At 35.5% G+C, this 22652-nt stretch carries 18 protein-coding genes, 2 rRNA genes and 4 pseudogenes; 15 read left to right on the plus strand and 9 right to left on the minus strand.

All coding sequences use genetic code 11. The annotated features are described in order from the left end of the window. Positions 1-63: 63 nt before the first annotated feature. From OOK85_RS05920 to OOK85_RS05935, 4 genes and pseudogenes are all read left to right on the plus strand, one after another. Positions 64-816: an IS5 family transposase gene (locus OOK85_RS05920; RefSeq protein ID WP_264702259.1), complete on the plus strand. Its 753-nt coding sequence runs from the start codon at positions 64-66 to the stop codon at positions 814-816. Positions 817-832: 16 nt separating this feature from the next. Further along, positions 833-1768: pseudogene (locus OOK85_RS05925) on the plus strand (IS256 family transposase); the annotation flags it as partial. Positions 1769-1789: 21 nt separating this feature from the next. Further along, positions 1790-2090: pseudogene (locus OOK85_RS07890) on the plus strand (winged helix-turn-helix domain-containing protein); the annotation flags it as partial. A 65-nt stretch (positions 2091-2155) separates the two neighbouring features. Further along, positions 2156-3106: an IS481 family transposase gene (locus tag OOK85_RS05935; protein WP_264702189.1), complete on the plus strand. Its 951-nt coding sequence runs from the start codon at positions 2156-2158 to the stop codon at positions 3104-3106. 163 nt (positions 3107-3269) lie between these two features. Here OOK85_RS05935 and OOK85_RS05940 read toward each other — a convergent pair whose 3' ends face one another. Beyond that, positions 3270-4301 carry a PDDEXK nuclease domain-containing protein gene (locus tag OOK85_RS05940; protein ID WP_264702746.1) on the minus strand — a complete coding sequence of 344 codons (1032 nt, stop codon included), beginning with the start codon at positions 4299-4301 and terminating at the stop codon, positions 3270-3272. Positions 4302-4473: 172 nt separating this feature from the next. Here OOK85_RS05940 and OOK85_RS05945 point away from each other — a divergent pair, with 172 nt between their 5' ends. Beyond that, positions 4474-5094 carry a hypothetical protein gene (locus OOK85_RS05945; protein ID WP_264702749.1) on the plus strand — a complete coding sequence of 207 codons (621 nt, stop codon included), beginning with the start codon at positions 4474-4476 and terminating at the stop codon, positions 5092-5094. Between the two features lie 662 nt (positions 5095-5756). Here the strand turns inward: OOK85_RS05945 and OOK85_RS05950 are convergent. Beyond that, entirely contained in the window at positions 5757-6095 is a 339-nt protein-coding gene (locus tag OOK85_RS05950) for an outer membrane protein assembly factor BamE (protein WP_264702751.1), read from the minus strand. A gap of 131 nt (positions 6096-6226) precedes the next feature. On the opposite strand from OOK85_RS05950, the gene OOK85_RS05955 reads away from it, so the two are divergent. The 3 genes from OOK85_RS05955 to tsaB all read left to right on the plus strand — a co-directional run bounded on the left by OOK85_RS05955 (position 6227) and on the right by tsaB (position 9069). After that, positions 6227-7216, plus strand: a complete 990-nt coding sequence (locus tag OOK85_RS05955) for a ribonucleotide-diphosphate reductase subunit beta (RefSeq protein ID WP_065094944.1) — start codon at positions 6227-6229, stop codon at positions 7214-7216. A gap of 138 nt (positions 7217-7354) precedes the next feature. Continuing rightward, positions 7355-8485, plus strand: coding sequence for a dicarboxylate/amino acid:cation symporter (locus OOK85_RS05960; protein ID WP_264702754.1), 1131 nt, complete (start codon positions 7355-7357; stop codon positions 8483-8485). Further along, the gene (tsaB, locus tag OOK85_RS05965) at positions 8485-9069 is read left to right on the plus strand and encodes a tRNA (adenosine(37)-N6)-threonylcarbamoyltransferase complex dimerization subunit type 1 TsaB (RefSeq protein ID WP_264702756.1); all 585 of its coding nucleotides are present in this window, start codon (positions 8485-8487) and stop codon (positions 9067-9069) included. The genes OOK85_RS05960 and tsaB overlap by 1 nt, the downstream gene beginning before the upstream one ends. Here the strand turns inward: tsaB and OOK85_RS05970 are convergent. Beyond that, the gene (locus tag OOK85_RS05970; RefSeq protein ID WP_264702758.1) at positions 9064-9687 is read right to left on the minus strand and encodes an AAA family ATPase; all 624 of its coding nucleotides are present in this window, start codon (positions 9685-9687) and stop codon (positions 9064-9066) included. The two genes, tsaB and OOK85_RS05970, sit on opposite strands and share 6 nt — an antisense overlap. 276 nt (positions 9688-9963) lie before the next feature. Here OOK85_RS05970 and OOK85_RS05975 point away from each other — a divergent pair, with 276 nt between their 5' ends. Together OOK85_RS05975 and OOK85_RS07900 are read left to right on the plus strand one after the other, a co-directional pair. Further along, positions 9964-10671 (plus strand): class II aldolase/adducin family protein, encoded by a 708-nt coding sequence (locus OOK85_RS05975; protein WP_264338544.1) that lies wholly within the window; start codon positions 9964-9966, stop codon positions 10669-10671. Between the two features lie 105 nt (positions 10672-10776). Next, positions 10777-10908, plus strand: a pseudogene (locus OOK85_RS07900) (transposase); the annotation flags it as partial. On the opposite strand, the gene OOK85_RS05980 reads toward OOK85_RS07900, so the two are convergent. The 4 genes from OOK85_RS05980 to pstC all read right to left on the minus strand — a co-directional run bounded on the left by OOK85_RS05980 (position 10873) and on the right by pstC (position 15405). After that, complete coding sequence (locus tag OOK85_RS05980; RefSeq protein WP_264702189.1) at positions 10873-11823, minus strand: IS481 family transposase; 951 nt, start codon at positions 11821-11823, stop codon at positions 10873-10875. The pseudogene OOK85_RS07900 and the gene OOK85_RS05980 sit on opposite strands and share 36 nt — an antisense overlap. A gap of 607 nt (positions 11824-12430) precedes the next feature. Continuing rightward, positions 12431-12775, minus strand: a complete 345-nt coding sequence (locus OOK85_RS05985; protein WP_065095371.1) for a F0F1 ATP synthase subunit epsilon — start codon at positions 12773-12775, stop codon at positions 12431-12433. A gap of 12 nt (positions 12776-12787) precedes the next feature. Beyond that, a complete protein-coding gene (gene atpD, locus OOK85_RS05990; RefSeq protein WP_264704211.1) occupies positions 12788-14215 on the minus strand; it encodes a F0F1 ATP synthase subunit beta in 1428 nt (475 codons plus the stop codon). 101 nt (positions 14216-14316) lie between these two features. After that, positions 14317-15405, minus strand: coding sequence for a phosphate ABC transporter permease subunit PstC (pstC, locus tag OOK85_RS05995; RefSeq protein WP_264704213.1), 1089 nt, complete (start codon positions 15403-15405; stop codon positions 14317-14319). Positions 15406-15512: 107 nt separating this feature from the next. On the opposite strand from pstC, the gene rpmH reads away from it, so the two are divergent. The 3 genes and pseudogenes from rpmH to OOK85_RS06010 all read left to right on the plus strand — a co-directional run bounded on the left by rpmH (position 15513) and on the right by OOK85_RS06010 (position 16339). Then, positions 15513-15647, plus strand: coding sequence for a 50S ribosomal protein L34 (gene rpmH, locus OOK85_RS06000; RefSeq protein WP_006279898.1), 135 nt, complete (start codon positions 15513-15515; stop codon positions 15645-15647). Positions 15648-15714: 67 nt separating this feature from the next. Next, a pseudogene (gene rnpA, locus OOK85_RS06005) lies at positions 15715-15990 on the plus strand (ribonuclease P protein component); the annotation flags it as partial. An 85-nt stretch (positions 15991-16075) separates the two neighbouring features. Beyond that, entirely contained in the window at positions 16076-16339 is a 264-nt protein-coding gene (locus OOK85_RS06010; RefSeq protein WP_264702762.1) for a hypothetical protein, read from the plus strand. 85 nt (positions 16340-16424) lie between these two features. Here the strand turns inward: OOK85_RS06010 and rrf are convergent. Both rrf and OOK85_RS06020 read right to left on the minus strand, forming a co-directional pair. Next, a 5S ribosomal RNA gene (rrf, locus tag OOK85_RS06015) occupies positions 16425-16531 on the minus strand. A gap of 66 nt (positions 16532-16597) precedes the next feature. Continuing rightward, positions 16598-19363 (minus strand): 23S ribosomal RNA (locus OOK85_RS06020). 335 nt (positions 19364-19698) lie between these two features. On the opposite strand from OOK85_RS06020, the gene OOK85_RS06025 reads away from it, so the two are divergent. Together OOK85_RS06025 and OOK85_RS06030 are read left to right on the plus strand one after the other, a co-directional pair. Then, entirely contained in the window at positions 19699-20775 is a 1077-nt protein-coding gene (locus OOK85_RS06025; protein WP_264702764.1) for a methyltransferase domain-containing protein, read from the plus strand. A gap of 66 nt (positions 20776-20841) precedes the next feature. Further along, entirely contained in the window at positions 20842-22626 is a 1785-nt protein-coding gene (locus tag OOK85_RS06030; RefSeq protein ID WP_264702766.1) for a ribonucleoside-diphosphate reductase subunit alpha, read from the plus strand. Positions 22627-22652 lie beyond the last annotated feature (26 nt).

Raw genomic sequence — 22652 nt, forward strand, 5'->3', positions numbered from 1 at the left:
ATATGAAAAGAGAGAAAAAGATGGTAGTTTAGCCTAATAGGTAAAAAATGGAGAAACTACCATATGCAATATTACATCAAAGAGGAAAATTGGAAACAAATTTTAGAGTTCATAAAAAGCGTAAAAGGAATGCACAGCAAAGATGAAAAACGTTTAAGAATATTCATAGAGGCAGTGTGGTACATAGTGCGAAGTGGTTGCCAATGGAGACTTTTACCAAAAACTTATGGTAATTACAGGAGTATACATAAGCGATTTAAAAGATGGTGTGAAAGAGATGTCTGGAAAAAATTGCTTGAATATACTAAACAAGAGCCTGATTTAGAAGTTGCTATAATCGACGGTACGATCATCCGAGCCCATCCATGTTCATCTGGATATACAAAAAACTCCAAGGATCAAGAAGCTTTAGGGAGGAGCAAAGGTGGCTTTACAACTAAAATACATGCGCTTGTCGATGCACTTGGAAATCCACTTAAATTTACTCTGACTCCTGGTCAAAGAAATGAAATTACGCAGGCACAAGTGTTGACCGAAAGTATCTATAACTCTACTGTAGTAGCTGACAAGGGCTACGATAGCAATGCCTTTGTTACAAGTCTTGAAGACAAGGGATGTACAGTAGTTATTCCGCCAAAACGGAATCGAAAAGTGCAAAGGTATTACGATGAGCATATCTACAAAGAACGTCATTTGATTGAGTGTTTTTTTGGTAAAATTAAAAATTTTAGGCGCATTTTTTCCAGATTTGATAAAACTGCTGAGGTTTTTATGGGTTTTCTCAATTTTGTTGGAGCTCTTGTATGGCTTCTCTAAAATTTTGTCCACAGAGCCTAGAGATAGGGAGGGAAGCTTTGAACCCCAAATAGTCAAAAAAAGGCAAACAAACCAGAGCTTGAAACGAAGATTTTGAGCACATTTGCCAGTGGTATGGGCTATAGAGATATAGCGTCACATGTTGAGGAAATTTATGATCACAAAATATCGGCGGCAGAGATATCAAGTATTACTGATAAATTGCTACCAGTAATCAATGAATGGCGCAGTCGTCCGCTGCAATCTGTATATCCGATAGTTTTCATGGCTTTTTAAAGTCAAAGAGGACGGACATTGTGTAAGTAAATGTATGTACAATATATTGGGCATAGACCAAAATGGCAGAAAAGAAGTCTTGGGCTTTTATTTGGCTGAAAGTGAAGGAGCTAACTTCTGGTTGGGAGTGCTAAATGATCTCAAAGAAAGAGGAGTAGAAGATGTCCTGATTGCCTGTGTAGATGGGCTAAAAAGCTTTCCTGCAGCGATAAATAGTGTATTTCCTAATGCAGAGGTACAGCTATGTGTGGTACATCAGATACGCAATTCTCTAAAATATGTATCTAGCAAAGATGTAAAGATTTTCATGAGTGATTTAAAAAAAGTATATCAGGCTTCAAGTAGAGAAATAGCTGAAAATTATCTGCTTGAGTTGGAAGAAAAATGGGGAGAAAAGTACCCATTGGTTGTAAAATCCTGGCAGAATAATTGGATCCGGCTATTTTAAGTATTCTGGCCCAGTTAGGAGGCTAATTTATACTACCAATCCTATTGAGGGATTGCATAGACAGATTAGAAAATTTACTAAAACTAAGGGCTCATTTACCAGCTTGTACAAACAGGTATATTGTGCTATAAAAAAGGCAGAGCAAAATTGGACTATCCTAATTGGGCTTTAACTATATCTCAACTTGATATCTTCTTTCCCGGCAGATTGAAAATTGAGTTGAATTAAAAATGCGGTTTGACACACTTTTTTGAACATTCCCTAAGTAAGTCTACAGCACATAGACTGATGCAAAAGTTAGGTTTTTCGTATATTACTCCAAGGCCTGTGCACAATAAACAGGATAAAAATAAACAAGAAGAGTTTAAAAAAAAATCTTAATGAAACTATTGTCACGTATCCCGAAAAAGAGCTATTTTTCTTCGATGAATCGCGGTTTGGCACACATTCAAAAATTGGACACGGGTGGTTTAAAAAAGGCATTAGGACACAGGTTAAGGTAAAATTAGGTAGGCAAAACTTTTATCTCTATAGTGCAGTTAATCCTAGGTGTACAGTCCCAGAGTGTGATGGTATGATAAAATATGAGAAAAAAATACCATCAAAGGAGGAGTTATGGGACAAATATTACATGGGTGCGCCAAAACAACACAGACGATTCGTAGAGCAATACAAAATAGAAAAGAGAGCATAGCAAAACTCTCCAAGCATTATAACCTTAATCCAAAAACTATTATTAAGTGGAGAAAACGTTCATTTACGAAAGATGCTGATATGGGTCCAAAGCGTCCAAGATCGACTGTTTTAACGCTAGAAGAGGAAGCTATAATAGTTACATTTCGCAAGTATACACTACTGCCACTAGATGATTGCCTTTACGCTCTGCAGTCTACAATTCCGCATTTGACTCGCTCTAGCTTGCATCGTTGTTTACAAAGACACAACATTAGCAGATTACCAACTGTTGATGGAGAAGTTAAGTCAAAAAAGAAATTCAAACAATATCCTATCGGTTACTTTCATATTGATATTGCTGAAGTTAGAACTGAGGAGGGCAAATTACATTTGTTTGTTGCTATTGATAGGACATCCAAATTTACCTATGTTGAGTTGCGTAACAGTGCTACAAAACCCATAGCTGCTGAGTTCTTACGTAATTTGATTAGAATTTTACCGTATAAAATCCATACTATTTTGACAGATAACGGTATACAATTTACAAACCAGAAGCGTCATAAGTATGCTTTCCAACATATATTTGATAGAGTTTGCGAAGAGAATGTTATTGAACATCGTTTGACAAAAGTTAGCCATCCTTGGACGAATGGGCAAGTCGAGCGTATGAATAAAACTTTAAAGGATGCTACAGTTAAGAAGTATTACTATCAATCGCACCAGCAACTTAAAGAACACCTTTATAACTTTGTTATGGCTTATAATTATGCAAAGAGACTCAAAACTCTTAAGGGTCTTACTCCTTATGAATTTATATGTTATCAGTGGACACAGTCTCCAGAATTATTTATACTAAATCCACACCATCACACTCTGGGACCATACACCTAGAGCTTGTAATCCATAAAAATCACTTACTCCGTTACTGTCTGCTTCCAAAGTTTCAAGGCTATGAGAGAGTAAGGTATTGGCTGCCACCCTTCTTCCTGAGCCTCCATGCTGAGCTTTTGGTTTTTGGTTTGCTAAATAATTGTTTGAATGATTTTAGTAACCATTACTTTTCCTTATCTGAAATTTTGGATAATTCAGCTTCTAATTCTTCTATCGTCGGTAAAGCTGTTTTTATGTTCTCTGGTAGATTTTCAGTTATTCGATATTCCGCTAATCCTATTGGTTTATTTATGTCTTTGAGTGTATATTTAGCAAGTACATCGTCTTTAGATTTACATAAGATTAACCCTATAGAAGGTTGATCTGTCGAGTGCTTCAGTAAATCATCAACTGCAGAAAGATAAAAATTCATTTTACCAGCATATTCCGGCTTAAAATCCTTATCTTTTAGTTCAATCACTACGAAGCAACGTAACTTTAAATGATAGAATAATAAATCAATATAAAAGTCTTTATTACCAACATCTAAATGAAATTGTCTACCAACAAATGCAAATCCTTCACCGAGTTCTAACAGAAATTTTTCCATATGCCCTACGAGTCCTTTTTCTACTTCTCTTTCATGAGCATCCTTACCTATACTTAAAAAATCAAAAATATACGGATCTTTTAATGTGTAATGTGCTAGATCGGATTGTGGAGATGGTAATTTTTCTTTAAAATTAGTTATTGCTTTTCCTTGACGTTTATGTAGTCCAAGTTCTATCTGCATCACCATAATGTTACGTGACCAGCCATGTTCAATAGCTTTTTTTACATAAAATAATCTTATTTCATGACTTTCTATTTTTTCCAAAAGAGTGATATTGTGATACCAAGTTAATTGTGCAAGAGGCTCCTGCACAAATTCAACATCAGGATATTCTTCGGCAAACTTACGCATATACTTCAGATTTCTCATGCTAAAGCCTTTCATTTCTGGAAATGTACTTCTCAAATCCTTACTTAATTGATCAATTACCTTAGCTCCCCAGGTATGTTCTTTTTGGCGTTTTAGGATCTCTGTACCAATATGGTGGTAAAGCAAAATAAGCTTACTATTTACTGCAAGTGCTGCTTTATAACGGTTTGTTGCAATATGATCCTTCAACTGCTCTAAAAATTCTGTATATTCTTTTGCTATAATTTTTGTCATACGGTTCCTTTTAATCCATTATACAATTCCTTTGTCTGTCGAGAAGACAATCTTTCGCTTGCCTTCAGCTTTGAAGGGATTCCTTATTGACTTCAAACTCGTCTATCAACTAAAATATATTGACTTTACGTGCAATATTAGCTTTAAACCAGTAAAACAAGCTGCTTAACATATGCGTTTTTTCTATTCGAATTATATTCTTTTTTTGTCTTTATGTTGTTTTTTGCTTTTTTCATTATCTTCAACAAAAGCCCAAACGAATGATACGTTAGCTGTTCCTATACCACAAAGGAAAAAAGAAATAGTTGAGCACACTGTTGTAGCACAACCGAGGCAAATTATCGAAATGCAAGAAGAAGTCATTATTAACGAGGGTAAAGAATTCATTCCAATTCCAAAAAGAAAAAAAAGTGTAGAGAAAAAACTAAGAAGGGATGTTAGAGGGGCAAAAAATGAAATAGGAAACGAAAAAAGCGTTGAGAGTAAAAAGGATGAATTAGTTGTAACAGAAATTATTAACTCTATAAGAGACAAGCTCACAAAATGCTGGAGCATTCCTGAAAGCGTAGCTTACAAAGAAAATTTTAATGTAAAAATTAACTTATTATTGTCCAGTCAAGGCGAGATAATTATGGCCGATGTAGCAGACAGTGATTCCTATCGAAATAATCCACTTTTCAGGTCGATAGCAGATAACGCAATGCGTGCAGTATATAAATGTAGCCCATTGACCGGCTTGCCTACTCAGCACCACCACATTTGGCGTGAAGTAACACTAGATTTTATTCTATAGCTAAAGTAATTCTATAATTTAATAAGCCCACTGTATCCGTTCAGGATAGCAGCAAGGTAGTATAACTATAGAGTAAAAGTGAGTTTACAACAAATGGTGTCATCCCAGTGCTTGACACTGGGATCCAGTTTTCTTTACAAATTCACCAAAAGTGCTTCATTCTATAACGCAAAACCCATACTTACCAAACCCAATGCATTACTTGCAATTAAGTTTCCTGGATTCCAGTGTCAAGCACTGGAATGACACCATAGGGGGGGCTACTTGGATGACGGGAGAAGGAGGTTGCTTGGATGACACCCTGACAACCGTCATCCCGCTACGTGTTAGCGGCTAAGAGATACCGCGGCGGTATGACGGTTAAATAATTCGTCATCCCGCTGCTTGTTAGCGGGATCTCTTGTTAGCGGCTGAGATACCGCGAATGAATCGCGGTATGACGGCTAAGTAGGGTGTCATCCCAGTGCCCAGATACTGGGATCCAGTTTTCTTTACAAATTCACCAAAAGTGCTTCATTCTATAACGCAAAACCCATACTCACCAAACCCAATGCATTACTTGCAATTAAGTTTCCTGGATTCCAGTGTCTGGGCACTGGGATGACGTTATACGGTTCTTGGATGCAAAGAAGAGTGAGAAAAACTCTATAGTTAGCAAACTTTCAATCAGAAACAGCCAAAGATCTCTCTAAGATGTCAGTTTCTTTTGTATCTGCAACTTTACCGTTCTGATCGAATGAAATTTGCAGAGACTTACTACTATACTTCCTTTTTCCTAAAAAGTTGGCTTGTTTAATTTTATATGAGATATAGTACCAAACATTGTCATCGAACTTTGATACTAATGTTGGTGATCCTAAAGTGTGAACCACTTTTTCTTTATCGTCACCTACTTTTATCTTGCTCCACAATTCAACACTAATGCCAGGAGCTCCGTGATTGTGAATAGTGTGAGTGCAGCTCACTGTAAATAATAAAATAAAAGATATTAATACTCGCATTTCTGTTGATAAATTACTTGAAGCTATAATACACTAATAAATTATCTGCCGTCAAATTTCAAAAAAGTTAAATTGACTGATTCTCAATATCACTTAATATAATATTTACTTTAGAAAATAATAGGTGTCTTATGTCATTGTTAGAAGCAGATCCAATATACAAACCTTTTAATTACCCTTGGGCGTATGATGCGTGGCTGCAGCAACAAAGAATCCATTGGATACCTGAGGAAGTTCCGCTTGCTGATGACGTAAAGGATTGGAAAACTAAACTTTCAAACGTAGAGAAAAATCTACTAACTCAGATTTTTAGATTCTTTACTCAGGCAGACATTGAAGTAAATAACTGCTACATGAGGCATTATTCAAATATATTTAAGCCAACAGAAATATGCATGATGCTTGCAAGCTTTTCCAATATGGAAACTATACACATTGCAGCTTATTCTTATCTTTTAGACACAATTGGCATGCCAGAAAGCGAGTATCAAGCATTCTTAAAGTATGATGCTATGAGAAAGAAGTATGAGTATATGCTAGAATTTGAGGAAAGCAAAAAACATGATAAAAAACATGTAGCTAAAACCCTAGCAGTGTTTGGTGCATTTACCGAGGGGTTGCAGTTATTCGCATCGTTTGCAATTTTGCTCAATTTCCAACGCTTTGGAAAAATGAAAGGAATGGGGCAGATAATCGCCTGGTCAGCCCGTGATGAAACTTTGCACACCAATTCAATTATTATGTTATTTAATACATTTATTAAAGAGAATAATGAAATTTGGAACGATGAGTTTAAAGAGGAATTATATTCTGCATGCCGCACTATTGTTGAGCTTGAGGATGAGTTTATAAAGCTTGCTTTTAATTTCGGAGACGTTGAAGGACTATCTGCAGAAGAAGTGCGCAATTACATACGCTACGTAGCAAACAGACGGTTAATGCAATTAGGTCTTGAGTCCATATATGATGTTAATGATAATCCTATTCCGTGGCTTGATGAAATACTAAATGGCGTGGAACATACGAATTTCTTTGAAAATAGAGTAACAGAGTATAGCCGTGCAGCAACTCAAGGCACATGGGAGGAGGCTTTTACTGAAAACGACACGAATAATAAGTGAGTGCTAATTTCACTCTTCTTTGTCATTCCAGTGTCAGCTACTTTCATTACACCATTTGCTGTGCAGTTTAGACAGTTTTGCTTTACTTAACAACTAACTTACCATATATATGTCCATAGGACATTGGTATATAAGAACGTGCTACAACTATTAATCTTACTCACGGTCATCACTTCAGTTGCATTCTTTGGTCATTTAGTTCCAATGGAAGCAAAAACCTTCTTGTACTCAACGAGCCTGAGTATAAAAGAGGTTTTGCTATTTATAATGCCTTTTCTTATTTTTGCGTTAATCTTTAGCAGTGTTAACAATCTTAAGCAGTCAGCTATAAAGTTCATATTGTTACTTATTATAATGATCTTCTTGTCAAATCTGGCTTCAAGTTTAATAGCTTATTCTGTTGGGCATTTCATCATACAAAACACTCATTCAATACAAGATATAACGTATGAAGAAACAATTGTTCCCTTATGGTCGTTTAGGCTGCCTGCATTGCTTTCTAATTTTTATGCCCTTGCCTGTGGATTTGTGTCCAGCATAGTAGTGTCCACACTGCTACCCAAGAAAAGCAAAGAGCTTTCGAACAAAATGTTAGATTTAACTCTCTTTATTTTGAAGACGTTTTTGACGCCGATTATTCCAATATTTGTACTTGGGCTTGCTTTAAAAATGCAGCATGATCAAGTTTTATCTATAATATTTAAGGATTACTCAATAATTTTCATTATTATAGCATCTGCAACCTACCTTTATGTTTTCCTCTTATATGGAGCAGCAAATTCATTCAAGATCACAAGCTGGATAGCTAGTATAGGCAATATGATACCGGCATTTATTACTGCGATGAGCACAATGTCTAGTAATGCAACTATGCCTCTTAGTCTTGAAGGAAGCAAAAAAAATGTAAAGCAACCTGACATAGCATCGTCTGTTGTGCCAATAACTGCTAGCTTTCATTTAGTAGGTGATTGCTTTTTTATCATAATATTATCAATGATAATTGCCTCCGGTTATTCATTGTGCACAACAGACTATGTAACTTTCCTTCTCTATTTTTTGTTATTTAAGTTTGCTATCGTTGCAGTGCCGGCAGGAGGAATTATGGTAATGCTACCTATTCTTGAGAAATACCTCAAATTTTCTCCAGAAATGCTTTCGTTAATCACAGCATTGTATATAGTGTTTGATCCAATAATCACTTCAGCAAATGTTATGGGTAATGGTGCCTTTACTATGATATTTTCAAAACTCTATGATAAGCTTAAGTAATGTCTATTTTAGCGATTGATACTGTAGGTATTGGTAGTTCAATAGCAATCGTTGATTATGATGGTAATTGTTTTGTAGAGCGCAATTCCGCCAGCAACAATCATGCAGAATCATTTTTTCAAATTCTGAATACTTTGTTTGATAAGCACAATTATAATTATGATAAAATAGATCATTTAGCGGTAGTAGTTGGCCCGGGAAGTTTCACTGGAATTAGAGTTGGTATATCAGCAGTACAGGGTATAAATCTTGTTACAAATAAGCCATTATACGGAGTTAGTGCGCTGGAAGTTCAAGCCTACGCAATATCTTTGCTTTGTACGAGCAGCAAAAAAAATATCAGAGCTATAATCAAAAATGCTCAAGGGTTTTATACGCAGTTATTTGATTTCAATTTATTGCCGCTATCTGGTCCAACTGCATCTGGATCCCAGTGTCACGCTACAAGCAGTACACATATGGATTGCAATTTAAATGCTGGCCATGCAGGACTATTGGTTCATTATAGACTGAAGAATAAGCAAAAATTAAATGAAGTTGAGGCTCTATATTTAAATGAGCCTCAGTATATGAAATCATTATAGACTATTCTTTCGCGTATATGCAATATGGCTAAGCTTGTGCATCTGGTTTACTATCTCTTGAGCTACTTCTTTTATACTCATATCTGAATTTTCTATCTCTATAGCACTCGGTGGTGTAAATAAATTGTTAATCCTACATTGCTCTATCATGCTATTTACATTAATCACCTTCCTATTTTTTCTTTGCCTTTTTAATGCAATACGCTTTTGTAATGTCGGTAGATCACACCTAAGTACCACAGGAAGGATTTCTGTGTTCATTTTTTTACTAAGCCTTACTATTGAATCATACATCCTCATGTTCTGGTCATTATTTTCCATCAACTCATCAATAAATATGTAATTTTTTGAGTGAATCGGATGATTTTCTATTACCTGAAGCATAATTTGCATAATGCCATATATTCTATCTTGAACTTCTTTAGGTATTTGATCACGTTCAAAGACACCATCGTATATAGAGCAAGCTTGAACATTGTTATAGAACTTACTATTTACAATTAATGCGTTTATCATATTAGATAATTCTATTGCTGTGGAAAGTTTACCACTTCCCGAAAGACCAGAGAGATATATGAAAAATCCTGCTGGCTGTTTTTTTGTGTTAATATTTACCATATTATTTTCAATCTTGAAACTTACATTTATAATAACATAAAAATGAAGCTTTAAAACATATGAAATATTATATAGAAAATTATTTTTGTAGTTAAGATATTATGTAATTTAAAAACATAAATTCTGTATATAAACTCTATAATAACGATAACTATTTTTAAGCAAGCTACAACACAAAAGTGTTTGGTATTCAGAAAGCAAGACAGAGTGGCATAGACTTATTAGTTTACTACAAGTCTCTTTTCGCGTATAAACCTTCAGAAGATTTTAACAGGGATGTTAACAGAAAGCAAAGTAAAAAGGGATCTGGTTTACGCCTATCAAATTTTGTCCTACCTTAAGTTCGATGATCATACATATACTCACCTTTCAGTGCGTTCTGAAGATCAAAAGTCGTTTTATATTTACCCATTTGGTATACGCTTTAGTGAAGTAAATGAGAATTCATTGATGAGAGTATCACTTGATGGAAATGTGATTGAGGGTGCAGAATATCAATATAATAAAACTGGCTATATAATCCACGGTTTTGTTTATCAAGCAAGGAAAGATATTCAAGCAATTTTTCACTTGCATACACCTTCTATTGTAGCGGTTTCTTCTCTCAAAGATGGGCTGCTTCCTACAAGTCAATGGGCACTGCACTTTTACAATAAAATCTCTTACCATAATTATAATTCCCTAGCACTTAGCGATACAGAAGGAAAGAGGTTAATAGCTGATCTGAAAGAAAATTTTGTCATGTTAATGCGTAATCATGGATCTATAACGTGTGGTCAGACTATACAAGAAGCAATGTTTTACACGTATCATTTAGAACGAGCGTGCAAAACTCAATGTTTAACGTTAGCAATGAATAAGGAGTTATCAATTCCAAGTGAAGAAATTTGCTCAAAAGCTGTAAAGGATCTCCTATCTTTTGAAAGCAATCTTGGTGAGAGGGATTGGCACGCATGGGTTAGACTAATTAAAAGTAAGTTGTAAGAGACTTTCGCACTACTATCTGTCATCCAAGTAGTGACCTTACCCAGAAAAAGTAGAGAGAAAGTTAAGACGTTTTTGGAGTAAAATAAAACGTTTTTTCAAAATATGACAAATAGAAGAGAATATACAGCAGAATTCAAATTAGAAGCTGTTAAGCTGGTTAAAGAAACAGGTCAAGCAAGTACAAAAATAGCAAAAGATCTAGGTGTATGGTCCCAGAGTGTGATGGTGTGGATTTAGTATAAATAATTCTGGAGACTGTGTCCACTGATAACATATAAATTCATAAGGAGTAAGACCCTTAAGAGTTTTGAGTCTCTTTGCATAATTATAAGCCATAACAAAGTTATAAAGGTGTTCTTTAAGTTGCTGGTGCGATTGATAGTAATACTTCTTAACTGTAGCATCCTTTAAAGTTTTATTCATACGCTCGACTTGCCCATTCGTCCAAGGATGGCTAACTTTTGTCAAACGATGTTCAATAACATTCTCTTCGCAAACTCTATCAAATATATGTTGGAAAGCATACTTATGACGCTTCTGGTTTGTAAATTGTATACCGTTATCTGTCAAAATAGTATGGATTTTATACGGTAAAATTCTAATCAAATTACGTAAGAACTCAGCAGCTATGGGTTTTGTAGCACTGTTACGCAACTCAACATAGGTAAATTTGGATGTCCTATCAATAGCAACAAACAAATGTAATTTGCCCTCCTCAGTTCTAACTTCAGCAATATCAATATGAAAGTAACCGATAGGATATTGTTTGAATTTCTTTTTTGACTTAACTTCTCCATCAACAGTTGGTAATCTGCTAATGTTGTGTCTTTGTAAACAACGATGCAAGCTAGAGCGAGTCAAATGCGGAATTGTAGACTGCAGAGCGTAAAGGCAATCATCTAGTGGCAGTAGTGTATACTTGCGAAATGTAACTATTATAGCTTCCTCTTCTAGCGTTAAAACAGTCGATCTTGGACGCTTTGGACCCATATCAGCATCTTTCGTAAATGAACGTTTTCTCCACTTAATAATAGTTTTTGGATTAAGGTTATAATGCTTGGAGAGTTTTGCTATGCTCTCTTTTCTATTTTGTATTGCTCTACGAATCGTCTGTGTTGTTTTGGCGCACCCATGTAATATTTGTCCCATAACTCCTCCTTTGATGGTATTTTTTTCTCATATTTTATCATACCATCACACTCTGGGACTGTACACCTAGGAATAATTGTTCTTCCTGTGTTTTTACGCGTGTTTCCACATTAGATATAAAAAATAACAATACTAAACATGCAATACCAATAATGCTAATATATTTTATAACTTTTCTCATAAGATATTTTACAATGCTTCTAATAATATTAGATATCATCTATAAAATTAAAAAATCCATGAAAGGGGATGAAAATATGTAAAAAAGTATTATTGATTAATTAAAAACAGATTTTGATTTGATAATACTAATAAAATCGATTTATCTTAAATTTACGTTGATTTTTACCTGTTATTTTTTGTAGTTTATCCAACGTAAATTCCAGGTAAAACAAAGTCGTTATCTCCAACCGTTACAACCAACTCTCCTTCTTTAATTTTTATTTGATTAGGTGTATGGTCCCATACCATCACACTCTGGGATCATACACCTAAAGTACTCCAACACTGGGATGACACCCCGGGGTTTCTGGGATGACAAAAAAGAGCCCCCTGAGCAAAAATCTTATAGCCACTTGAATGATAATTGACTTTTTGCCTAAAATAACTAAGAAAGAAACTTCTCATCAAGATAACTTAAATATATACTAATTCTCTTATTTTTAAACGATTTCTCATCATGAATTGCACGATCAAAAACCTGAATTTGACTTGTTATAATGCTACAATTATTACTTGCAACTTCTAATACGCCACTATCAATTACAACCTTCTTTTCTGTTTGGTTACTCATTTTAACAGTAATCATACCAGGCAATAAATAAATTAAGTAAGGAGCATGGTGAGCTAAAATCATAAGCTCCCCTTCGAGCCCAGTTACTGAAAGAGAAACCACTCCACTGAATGAAATTTGATCATCAGGAGAGAAAAATTGCACTTTAAAAGTATTCATAATCTTTAACTTTTATTTAGCTTCAGCTTGTATTAATTCAGCCTTTTTTATTGCTTCATCTATATTCCCCACCATATAAAAAGCAGCCTCTGGTAAGTGATCATATTTGCCTTCAACAATCCCTTTAAAACTGGAAACAGTATCAGAAAGTGAAACAAATTTACCAGGCATGCCAGTAAATATTTCTGCAACGTGAAAAGGTTGAGAAAGAAATTTCTGAATCTTACGAGCCCTATCAACAATAATTTTATCTTCATCAGATAGCTCATCCATACCAAGTATTGCGATAATATCTTGCAGTGATTTATAAGTTTGCAATATACGTTTCACCTCAGAAGCTACCTTATAATGTTCTTCACCAATGATTTCAGCAGATAAAGAATGAGAAGTTGAATCAAGTGGATCAACAGCAGGGTATATTCCCATTTCAGCTATTTGCCTTGACAACACTGTGGTGGCATCAAGGTGAGAGAACGTAGTTGCTGGGGCTGGATCAGTTAAATCGTCCGCAGGAACATATATAGCTTGCACAGAAGTAATAGAGCCAGAAGTTGTTGAAGCTATTCTTTCTTGCATTGCACCCATATCAGTTGCAAGGGTTGGCTGATAACCAACAGCTGACGGTATTCTTCCAAGTAAAGCAGAAATTTCAGAACCAGCTTGTGTAAATCTAAAGATATTATCCACAAAAAATAGAACATCTTGGTTTTCACGGTCACGAAAATACTCTGCCATAGTAAGTGCTGTTAAAGCAACTCTAGCCCTTGCTCCAGGAGGCTCATTCATCTGACCATAAACCAAAACAGCTTGAGATTTTTCATGCTCATTTATATTTATTACATTTGAAGTGATCATCTCGTGATAAAGATCGTTACCTTCACGCGTTCTCTCCCCTACCCCGGCAAACACAGAAAATCCTTTATGAGCTTTTGCTATATTATTAATTAATTCCATTATTAGGACTGTTTTACCAACACCGGCTCCACCAAATAAGCCAATTTTTCCTCCTTTAAGATAAGGTGCAAGAAGATCTATAACTTTTATTCCTGTAACTAAAACTTCTTCCTGTATTCTCTGTTCAGTAAAACTTGGAGGTGCTCTGTGTATAGGCTCTAAGTTATATTTTCCCTTCAGTGGACCACACTCATCTATAAGCTCTCCAACAACATTAAAAATCCTTCCTAAAGTTGAACGCCCAATTGGCACCGATATTGGTGCACCTGTATCAACAAATTCATCCCCCCTTGACATGCCATCTGTGCTATCCATAGCAATACAACGAACTATATTGTCACCTATATGCTGCGAAACTTCTAAAACCAGCTCCTTATCCTTATATTTTAGTTTGCTTTTTAAAGCATTAAATATTTTAGGCAATTCACCTTCAAATTTTATATCAACAACTGCTTGAGTTACCTTAATCGCTCTACCTATATTCATCTCTTTATTTTTATCACCTAACACTATAATTCCATAAAAGAACTTCTAAAGAAAATAAATTTTATATTATTAATAGAAATTTTGCAACATTAAAACGCTTACTAGTTACGCTTCATTACAAACAATGCAAATGCATTTAATAGCCAAGTAATAATAAACAATACTAAACTAAGCGCATAAGCAGCAAGAGTTTGTACACTATTGAAATCCTGATCTCCGGTAAGTAATGTAGCGATCTGCACGGTAATGGTAGTAACTGAATTAAGAGGGTTAAAAGTCAAATTTGCGTTGATTCCCACAGCCATTAGCACAATCATTGTTTCACCTATCACTCTTGAAATTGACAATAAAATTGCACTTAAAATTGTAGGCATTGCATAAGGTATTGTTATATGCCATATAGTTTCCGCTGGAGTTGCACCAAGTGCCATGAAGCCATAACGCAAGCTTTTTGGAACAGATCTTATGGCATCTTCGAGTAAAGAAATAATAAAAGGAAGAATCATTATCCCAATCGATAAACCGGCAACTAAGGCACTTTCTGAGTGTATACTTAAACCAAAAAAATTTGCTACCTGCTTTATAAAGAAAGACAAAAACACAACCGCGAAATATCCATATACAACCGTAGGAATAGCAGACAAAACTTGCAAAGTTGTATTAACAATATAACGCACTTTCTCACTCGCATATTCACTAATATATATTGCAGAAAATAAACCAAGCGGAACGACAACTAATATTGCTATAATAGTTATAAGTAATGTACCAACTAAAAGCGGCGCTATACCAAAACATCCTATCTTCTCTTCATTGATAGTGACTACATTGTGGCCCCATTTCAAGCAGAACAAGAATTCTGAAATAGCTACTTTATTAAAAAAACTAATGGATTGAATAAAAATAGACAGCATTATAAATAAAGTGATAAAAAATGATATGGCCAAAGCCACAAATAACGAAAGTTTTATTATCTTATTTCTTTTATTTTTAAAGATAAAAGCAAGCATGAAAAAAAGTAACGCTATAGAAATAAAAGTTACAAAACAATTATTATAGAATACTAACAACCAAGTTAGCATCCATACACAACTAAGATATAGATAAGATTTAACCTTATTTACTTCTTGAAACCTACTAAAACAAAATAAAAGGATTAGTAAGACAGGTATGACTATCACCAAATTCATTCTTCCATGCATCAAATTTTATTCTACGAAAATGTCATACAAGTTCACCATTATTTGACAATAAAGTAAAACAATTTAAAATAAATAATTATATTAATATAAAAACAATGAAGAGAACATTTCAACCAAAAAATTTGATAAGAAAGCGCAGACACGGATTTCGTTCACGTATGGCAACAAGAGCTGGAAGAAAAATCCTTAATAGGCGCCGTTCATTAGGGTGTAACAAATTATGCGCATAGTAAGTATAAAAAAAAAGATTTTTCTTCTGCTTTCAAAAATAAGTTAGCACTCAACAGTCTTTTTTATCGTGGGCTTTATATATCACTGTACGCTATAAAAGAAAGAGAACCTGAAAAGTACATTCATACTATTAGAGTAGGTCTGGCTATCAGTAAAAAAACCGAAAAAGCAGCAAAAAGAAATAAAATAAAAAGGCAACTACGAATGCTTGCTAAAATTAGCATTTTAAATATAAGTAATATAGGGCACTACTACATAATACTAACTCATAGAAACATTATGCAAGCAAGTTATAAAAACTTACAAAAAGATCTAACTATTTGCTTAAAAAAGATAAAATAAAAAAAATCTCAATTAAGGTATTTACAACTATATTTTTTATGATAATATAGGTAAAATTTTTAAAAATAGTTAATGGCTGTGGTGAATGGTAGAGCATATAAAAGAGGTAAATAACACAGGCTTTGGTCAGATGTATCAATTCTTATTTCTTCCTAAAGGAACAGGAACAGATTGGAGGTCAGCATTTCGCCAACAAGAAGAATTATTTAAAAAAGTGGGAGGTAATGTAATATTACCAGAAATCAGTAATTCTCCTTCAAAAGGGAATCAATTAGGGGAAGTACGAACAATGCTAAATAATGTAGAAAATGACCAAGAACATATAAGAAAAAAAAGATATCGTGGTTAAAGTAAAAACTTAAAGAATAGTAACAAAACAAGAAAGTTAAAATATAAGTACACCTACTGTCTAATTAACAAAGAAATTTTTATAAACTTGGCGGCGACCTACTCTCCCTTTTCAAGTACCATCAGCGCTAAAAAGTTTCACTTCCGAGTTCGAGATGAGATCGGGTGGTTCATTTTTGCTATAGCCACCAAGTCAATAAAAATTTCTAACTTAACAATTTTAACTTAATATTTAACACTGCATACACACATATAGAAAGCAAATAAATCAATCAGGCTATTAGTACTAGTTAGCTTCACATGTTACCATGCTTCCACACCTAGCCTATCAACGTGGTAGTCTTCCACGGCCTTAATTGGGAAATCTTTTTGAAGAGGGCTTCTTGCTTATATGCTTTCAGCAATTATCCCATCTATACATAGCCACCCAGTGATGCTATTGGCATAACAGCTGGTACACCAGAGGTATATCCATCTCGGTCCTCTCGTACTAGAGTCAGACCTTCTCAAATTTCCTTCACCCACGGCAGATAGAAACCGAACTGTCTCACGACGTTCTAAACCCAACTCACGTATCACTTTAATCGGCGAACAGCCGAACCCTTGGGACCTTCTTCAGCCCCAGGATGTGATGAGTCGACATCGAGGTGCCAAACGGTGTCGTCGCTATGAACGCTCGAACACCATCAGCCTGTTATCCCCGGCGTACCTTTTATCCGTTGAGCGATGACCCTTCCATACAGAATCACCGGATCACTATGACCGACTTTCGTCTCTGCTTGGCTTGTCAGCCTCGCAGTCAGGCAAGCTTATGCCATTATACTATCAAGCTGATTTCCGACCAGCTCTAGCTTACCTTCGCACGCCTCCGTTACTTTTTAGGAGGCGACCGCCCCAGTCAAACTACCCACCATACAATGTCCTAGTTCCAGATAATGAAACATAGTTAGATATCAAAAGTGTAAAGGGTGGTATCTCAAGGTTGACTCCATTATAGCTAGCGCCATAACTTCAAAGTCTCCCACCTATCCTGCACATCACACTTTTAATAGCAATGTAAAGCTATAGTAAAGGTGCACGGGGTCTCTTCGTCTAACCGCGGGTACCCCGCATCTGCACGGGGAATTCAATTTCGCTGAAGTGATGTTGGAGACAGTGGAGAAATCGTTACGCCATTCGTGCGGGTCGGAACTTACCCGACAAGGAATTTCGCTACCTTAGGACCGTCAGTGTTACGGCCGCCGTTTACTGGGGCTTCAATTCGGAGCTTGCACCCTTCCTATTAACCTTCCAGCACCGGGCAGGCGTCAGACCCTATACTTCCACTTACGTGTTTGCAGAGTCCTGTGTTTTTAGTAAACAGTCGCTACTCCCTATTTTGTGCCACCTACTCATAGTTGCCTAAAAGCAGGTTACCCTTCTTCCGAAGTTACAGGTATAATTTGCCGAGTTCCTTCAACATCATTCTTTCAACACCTTAGTATACTCTACTCATCCACCAGTGTCGGTTTGCGGTACGGCCTCATAAATATAAGTGCTATTTCCTGGAGCTTCTTTTAAGCATAGATCAATCCAATAAGATCTATACAAATACGAAACCCGTCACACTTAAGAGGTTTAGGAATATTAACCTAATTGCCATCGACTACTCCTTTACGGACTCGCCTTAGGAACCGACTAACCCTACGCAGATTAACTTAACGTAGGAACCCTTAGATTTTTGGTGAGAGTGTTTTTCACACTCTTTTACGCTACTTATGTCAGCATTCTCACTTCCGATATCTCCAGCAGTTTTCACAAACTACCTTCACAGACTTACGGAACGCTCCGCTACCGCGCCTATTGATCGAAATCAATAAGCACTCACATCTTCGGTATACAGCTTTAGCCCCGGTACATTTTCGGCGCAGAAAAACTTATTTAGACAAGTGAGCTGTTACGCTTTCTTTAAAGGATGGCTGCTTCCAAGCCAACCTCCTAGCTGTAATGGTTTTTCTACTTCCTTCCCCACTTAGCTGTAATTTTGGGACCTTAGATAGTGATCTGGGTTGTTTCCCTCTTCACCACGGACTTAGCACCCGTAGTGTGCCTGCTGTATAATTAATTGTTGGTATTCGGAGTTTAGTTAGATTTGGTAAGACGGTGAATCCCCCTAGTCTATCCAGTGCTCTACCCCCAACAACATACATACAACGCTCTACCTAAATAGATTTCGCGGAGAACCAGCTATTTCCAAGTTTGATTGGCCTTTCACCCCTAATCACAACTCATCCAATAATGTTGCAACATTAACTGGTTCGATCCTCCAGTGTGTTTTACCACACCTTCAATCTGGTCATGACTAGATCACTTGGTTTCGGGTCTAATCCATAAAACTAAAACGCCCTATTCAGACTTGCTTTCGCTACGCCTACACCTAACGGCTTAAGCTTGCTTCATAGATTAACTCGCTGACCCATTATGCAAAAGGTACGCTGTCACTCTAAATATCAATAAATTGATATAGAGCTCCAACTGTTTGTAAGCACTTGATTTCAGATTCTATTTCACTCCCCTCCCGGGGTTCTTTTCACCTTTCCCTCACGGTACTTGTTCACTATCGGTCGTTAAGGAGTATTTAGGCTTGGAGGATGGTCCCCCCATATTCAAACAGGATTTCACGTGCCCCGCTCTACTCAAGGATTTAAAAACTTTCTACTTATACAGGACTATCACCTTCTATGGTTACTATTTCCAGAGTATTCTAATTCTTATTCTTAAATCACTAGCCTTTTCCGCTTTCGCTCGTCACTACTAACAGAATCTCGGTTGATTTCTTTTCCTTTGGCTACTTAGATATTTCAGTTCACCAAGTTTGCTTTACATACTTAGTACGTAATAACTAGCTAAACTAGTTGGGTTTCCCCATTCGGAAATCTGCGGATCAAAATTTGTTGACAATTCCCCACAGCTTATCGCAGCCTGCCACGTCCTTCATCGCCTCTTAACGCCAAGGCATCCATCAAGTGCTCTTAATAATTTATTTATCCGACTATATGCAGAATATGCAGAGTTAAATATTATTAAAATTGAATTGAGATTAAATTAATCTCTACCATAAAACTTGTCAAACATCTAAAAGCTAAATTAATCTTTTATATATTATAACCTAATAAACAATATGTCAACGCCTTTTTGCACAAAACATTTACTTATATTATCAACAACAATATATTAGCAATCCTAAACAGTATAATCTGAGAAATATGTGGTAAACTTATATATACAGTAAAAATTAATAAAAAAGATATTTTGTAAGATAAAATGTGTTAAAATCAATTGCCTAAAAATGATAATAAACATTCGGAGTATTTCTAACGTATGAAAAGTAATCTCTCTTTTATAAAAAACGTTGCTTTAAATTGTATGTCTAAGCTCATTGGCGTATTAAATATTAAGAAAGTAAAACACTTCATTGTGAATAAATATAATACTCTTCATAAAGAAATGACAGTGCTTCTTAAAAAATCTAAGAACCTGTTAAACACCAACATTGAAATCGGTTTATATCACTTTTATAAAGGTAGCATATCAGATGCAAAATTACGATTTTGGTTAATTAGCATATTTTACCCCCATTTACCTATAGTCTGGTATAACATCGGAAGGTGTCATTTTGCGGTAGGGAATACTAACAAAGCTTATAATTATTTAACAAGGGCACTAAAATTAGATAATGACCACGAGGAGGCGTCTTACTATATAAAAAAAATGACAAACTCAGCGCCTATTACAGAATTGCCAAAAAACCTCATAAGACAATATTTTGATTACACAGGTGAATATTTTGTTGAGCATTGGTTGATTGCCAAACAATATAGAGGGCATGAACTTGTACACATGATAATTACAAAAATCTTCAACAACTCCACTTCTGAGCTCAATATACTTGACCTTGGTTGTGGAACTGGAATATGTGGTCATTTCTTGAAAATAAATAGTATTGGAAACCATATAACAGGAATTGACATTTCAAGTAGAATGCTAAATATCGCAAGAGGATGCTTTATAAAAGGTAAGCCTGTTTACAATGAATTAATACATATGGAAATGAAAGAGTTTCTTAAACAAGAGAAAAACCAGCAGTATGATGTAATTATCTTTGCTGAAGTGCTACATTATCTACATGACTTTCAAGAAGAATTGGAATTAGCAAAAAGATCTACGAGCAAAAAAGGAGTTATTGTATGTTTAATAAGAAGAAAGGAAGGTGAAGGTATTGACTTTGTAAACAAAGGAGACTATTTTCGTCACTCAGAAAGTTATGTTCAACATGTTGCAAAAGAAATAAATATGCAAATAAGTTATATGAGTTATTGTAAAATATATGGCAGTCAGGTTGACGGTATCTTGTTTGCATTACAGCATCAACAAGAAAGTCCGAAAAACCTAACTTAAAAATTACTCAAAGTGGCTTTTAAGTATCTATATATAATAAAAGAATAAAAGGATAAAAGGAATTTTATGAATAATATTACTATTGATTACGCAAAGGACAGCAAATTAACCGACTTTGGAAAAGCAGTTCTATCAGACAGGTATTTAATAGAAAATGAAAGTTATCAAGACCTCTTTGCACGTATTGCTAATTACTATTCTGATAATAAAGAACATGCACAGCGTCTTTATGACTACATGAGCAACTTGTGGTTCATGCCTTCAACACCAATACTCAGCAATGGTGGCACTAAGAGAGGGTTACCTATCTCTTGCTTTCTTAATGAAACCGAAGACAGCTTGCAGGGAATAGTTGATCTATGGAATGAAAATGTTTGGCTTGCTGCACGTGGTGGTGGAATAGGTAGTTATTGGGGAAATTTACGCTCAATAGGCGAAAGCGTAAAGGGTAGCGGCAAAACATCAGGAATTGTTCCATTTATTGTAGTGCAAAATGCTCTAACGCTTGCAATTAGTCAGGGATCCTTAAGGCGAGGAAGTTCAGCAGTCTATCTTCCTGTATCTCATCCGGAGATAGAAGAGTTTCTGGATTTGCGTAAGCCAACAGGCGGTGACCCAAATCGCAAAGCGTTAAATATACATCATGCTGTAATAGTAACAGATAAATTTATGCAGGCTGTTGAGAATGATCAAGAATGGAATTTAATAAGCCCTCACAACAATAAGGTTATTTCAACTGTAAAAGCGCGGGATATATCGATCAAAATATTAACAGCAAGAGTTGAAACTGGAGAACCTTACATTATTTTCCTTGATGCAACAAATAACAATAAGCCAGAATCTTACAAAAAGCTCAACTTAGACATCAAGATGTCAAATCTATGCAGTGAAATAACTTTAACCACAGGTTATGATCACCTGAATAAGTCACGCACTGCTGTGTGTTGTCTATCATCCGTAAACCTTGAGTACTACGAAGAATGGAAAGACAATAAACTCTTCATAGAAGATATAATGCGCTTTCTTGATAATGTATTGGAAGATTTCATAAATAAAGCACCGAATGAAATGCAGCGAGCAAAATATTCTGCAATAAGAGAACGCAGTATTGGTCTTGGTGTGATGGGCTTTCATTCATTTTTACAAAGCAAAATGGTTCCTTTTGAATCAGTAACAGCACAACAATGGAATAAAAAAATATTTAAGTATTTACGCGAGCAAGCAGATATAGTTTCTAAAAAATTAGCAGAAGAAAAGGGAGCATGTCCTGATGCCAAAGAAGTTGATCTAATGGAAAGGTTTACACACAAGCTCGCTATTGCTCCTACTGCTTCGATCTCCATTATTGCAGGTAATACCTCTCCTGGAATAGAACCATATGCAGCAAACGTATTCATACAAAAGACACTTACAGGTTCATTTGTAGTGCGAAATAAATTCTTGCAAAAACTATTAGCAGAAAAAAATCAAGACAATGATAAAATATGGTCTTCAATTTCAACAAACGAGGGTTCCGTTCAGCATTTAGATTTTCTTAGTGAGCATGAAAAATTGACATTTAAAACAGCGTACGAGCTTGACCAAAGATGGATTATAGAACATGCAAGTGATAGAACTTCGTATATTTGTCAATCTCAATCAGTAAATCTGTTCTTACCTGCCAACGTACATAAACGTTACTTGCACAAAATACACATGCTTGCTTGGAAAAAAGGATTGAAGAGCTTATATTACTGCAGATCACAATCAATGCAGAGAGCCGATAAGGTCTCGCATGACATATTCAAAAAAAGTGAAATATTGCAACAAAAAACAGATATTGACTACGATGAATGTCTGTCATGCCAATAGCGGCCTTACTCAGAAAAAGTAGAGAG

It is taken from the genome of Wolbachia endosymbiont (group A) of Volucella inflata (assembly GCF_947250665.1).
GTDB classification, from domain to species: domain Bacteria; phylum Pseudomonadota; class Alphaproteobacteria; order Rickettsiales; family Anaplasmataceae; genus Wolbachia; species Wolbachia pipientis.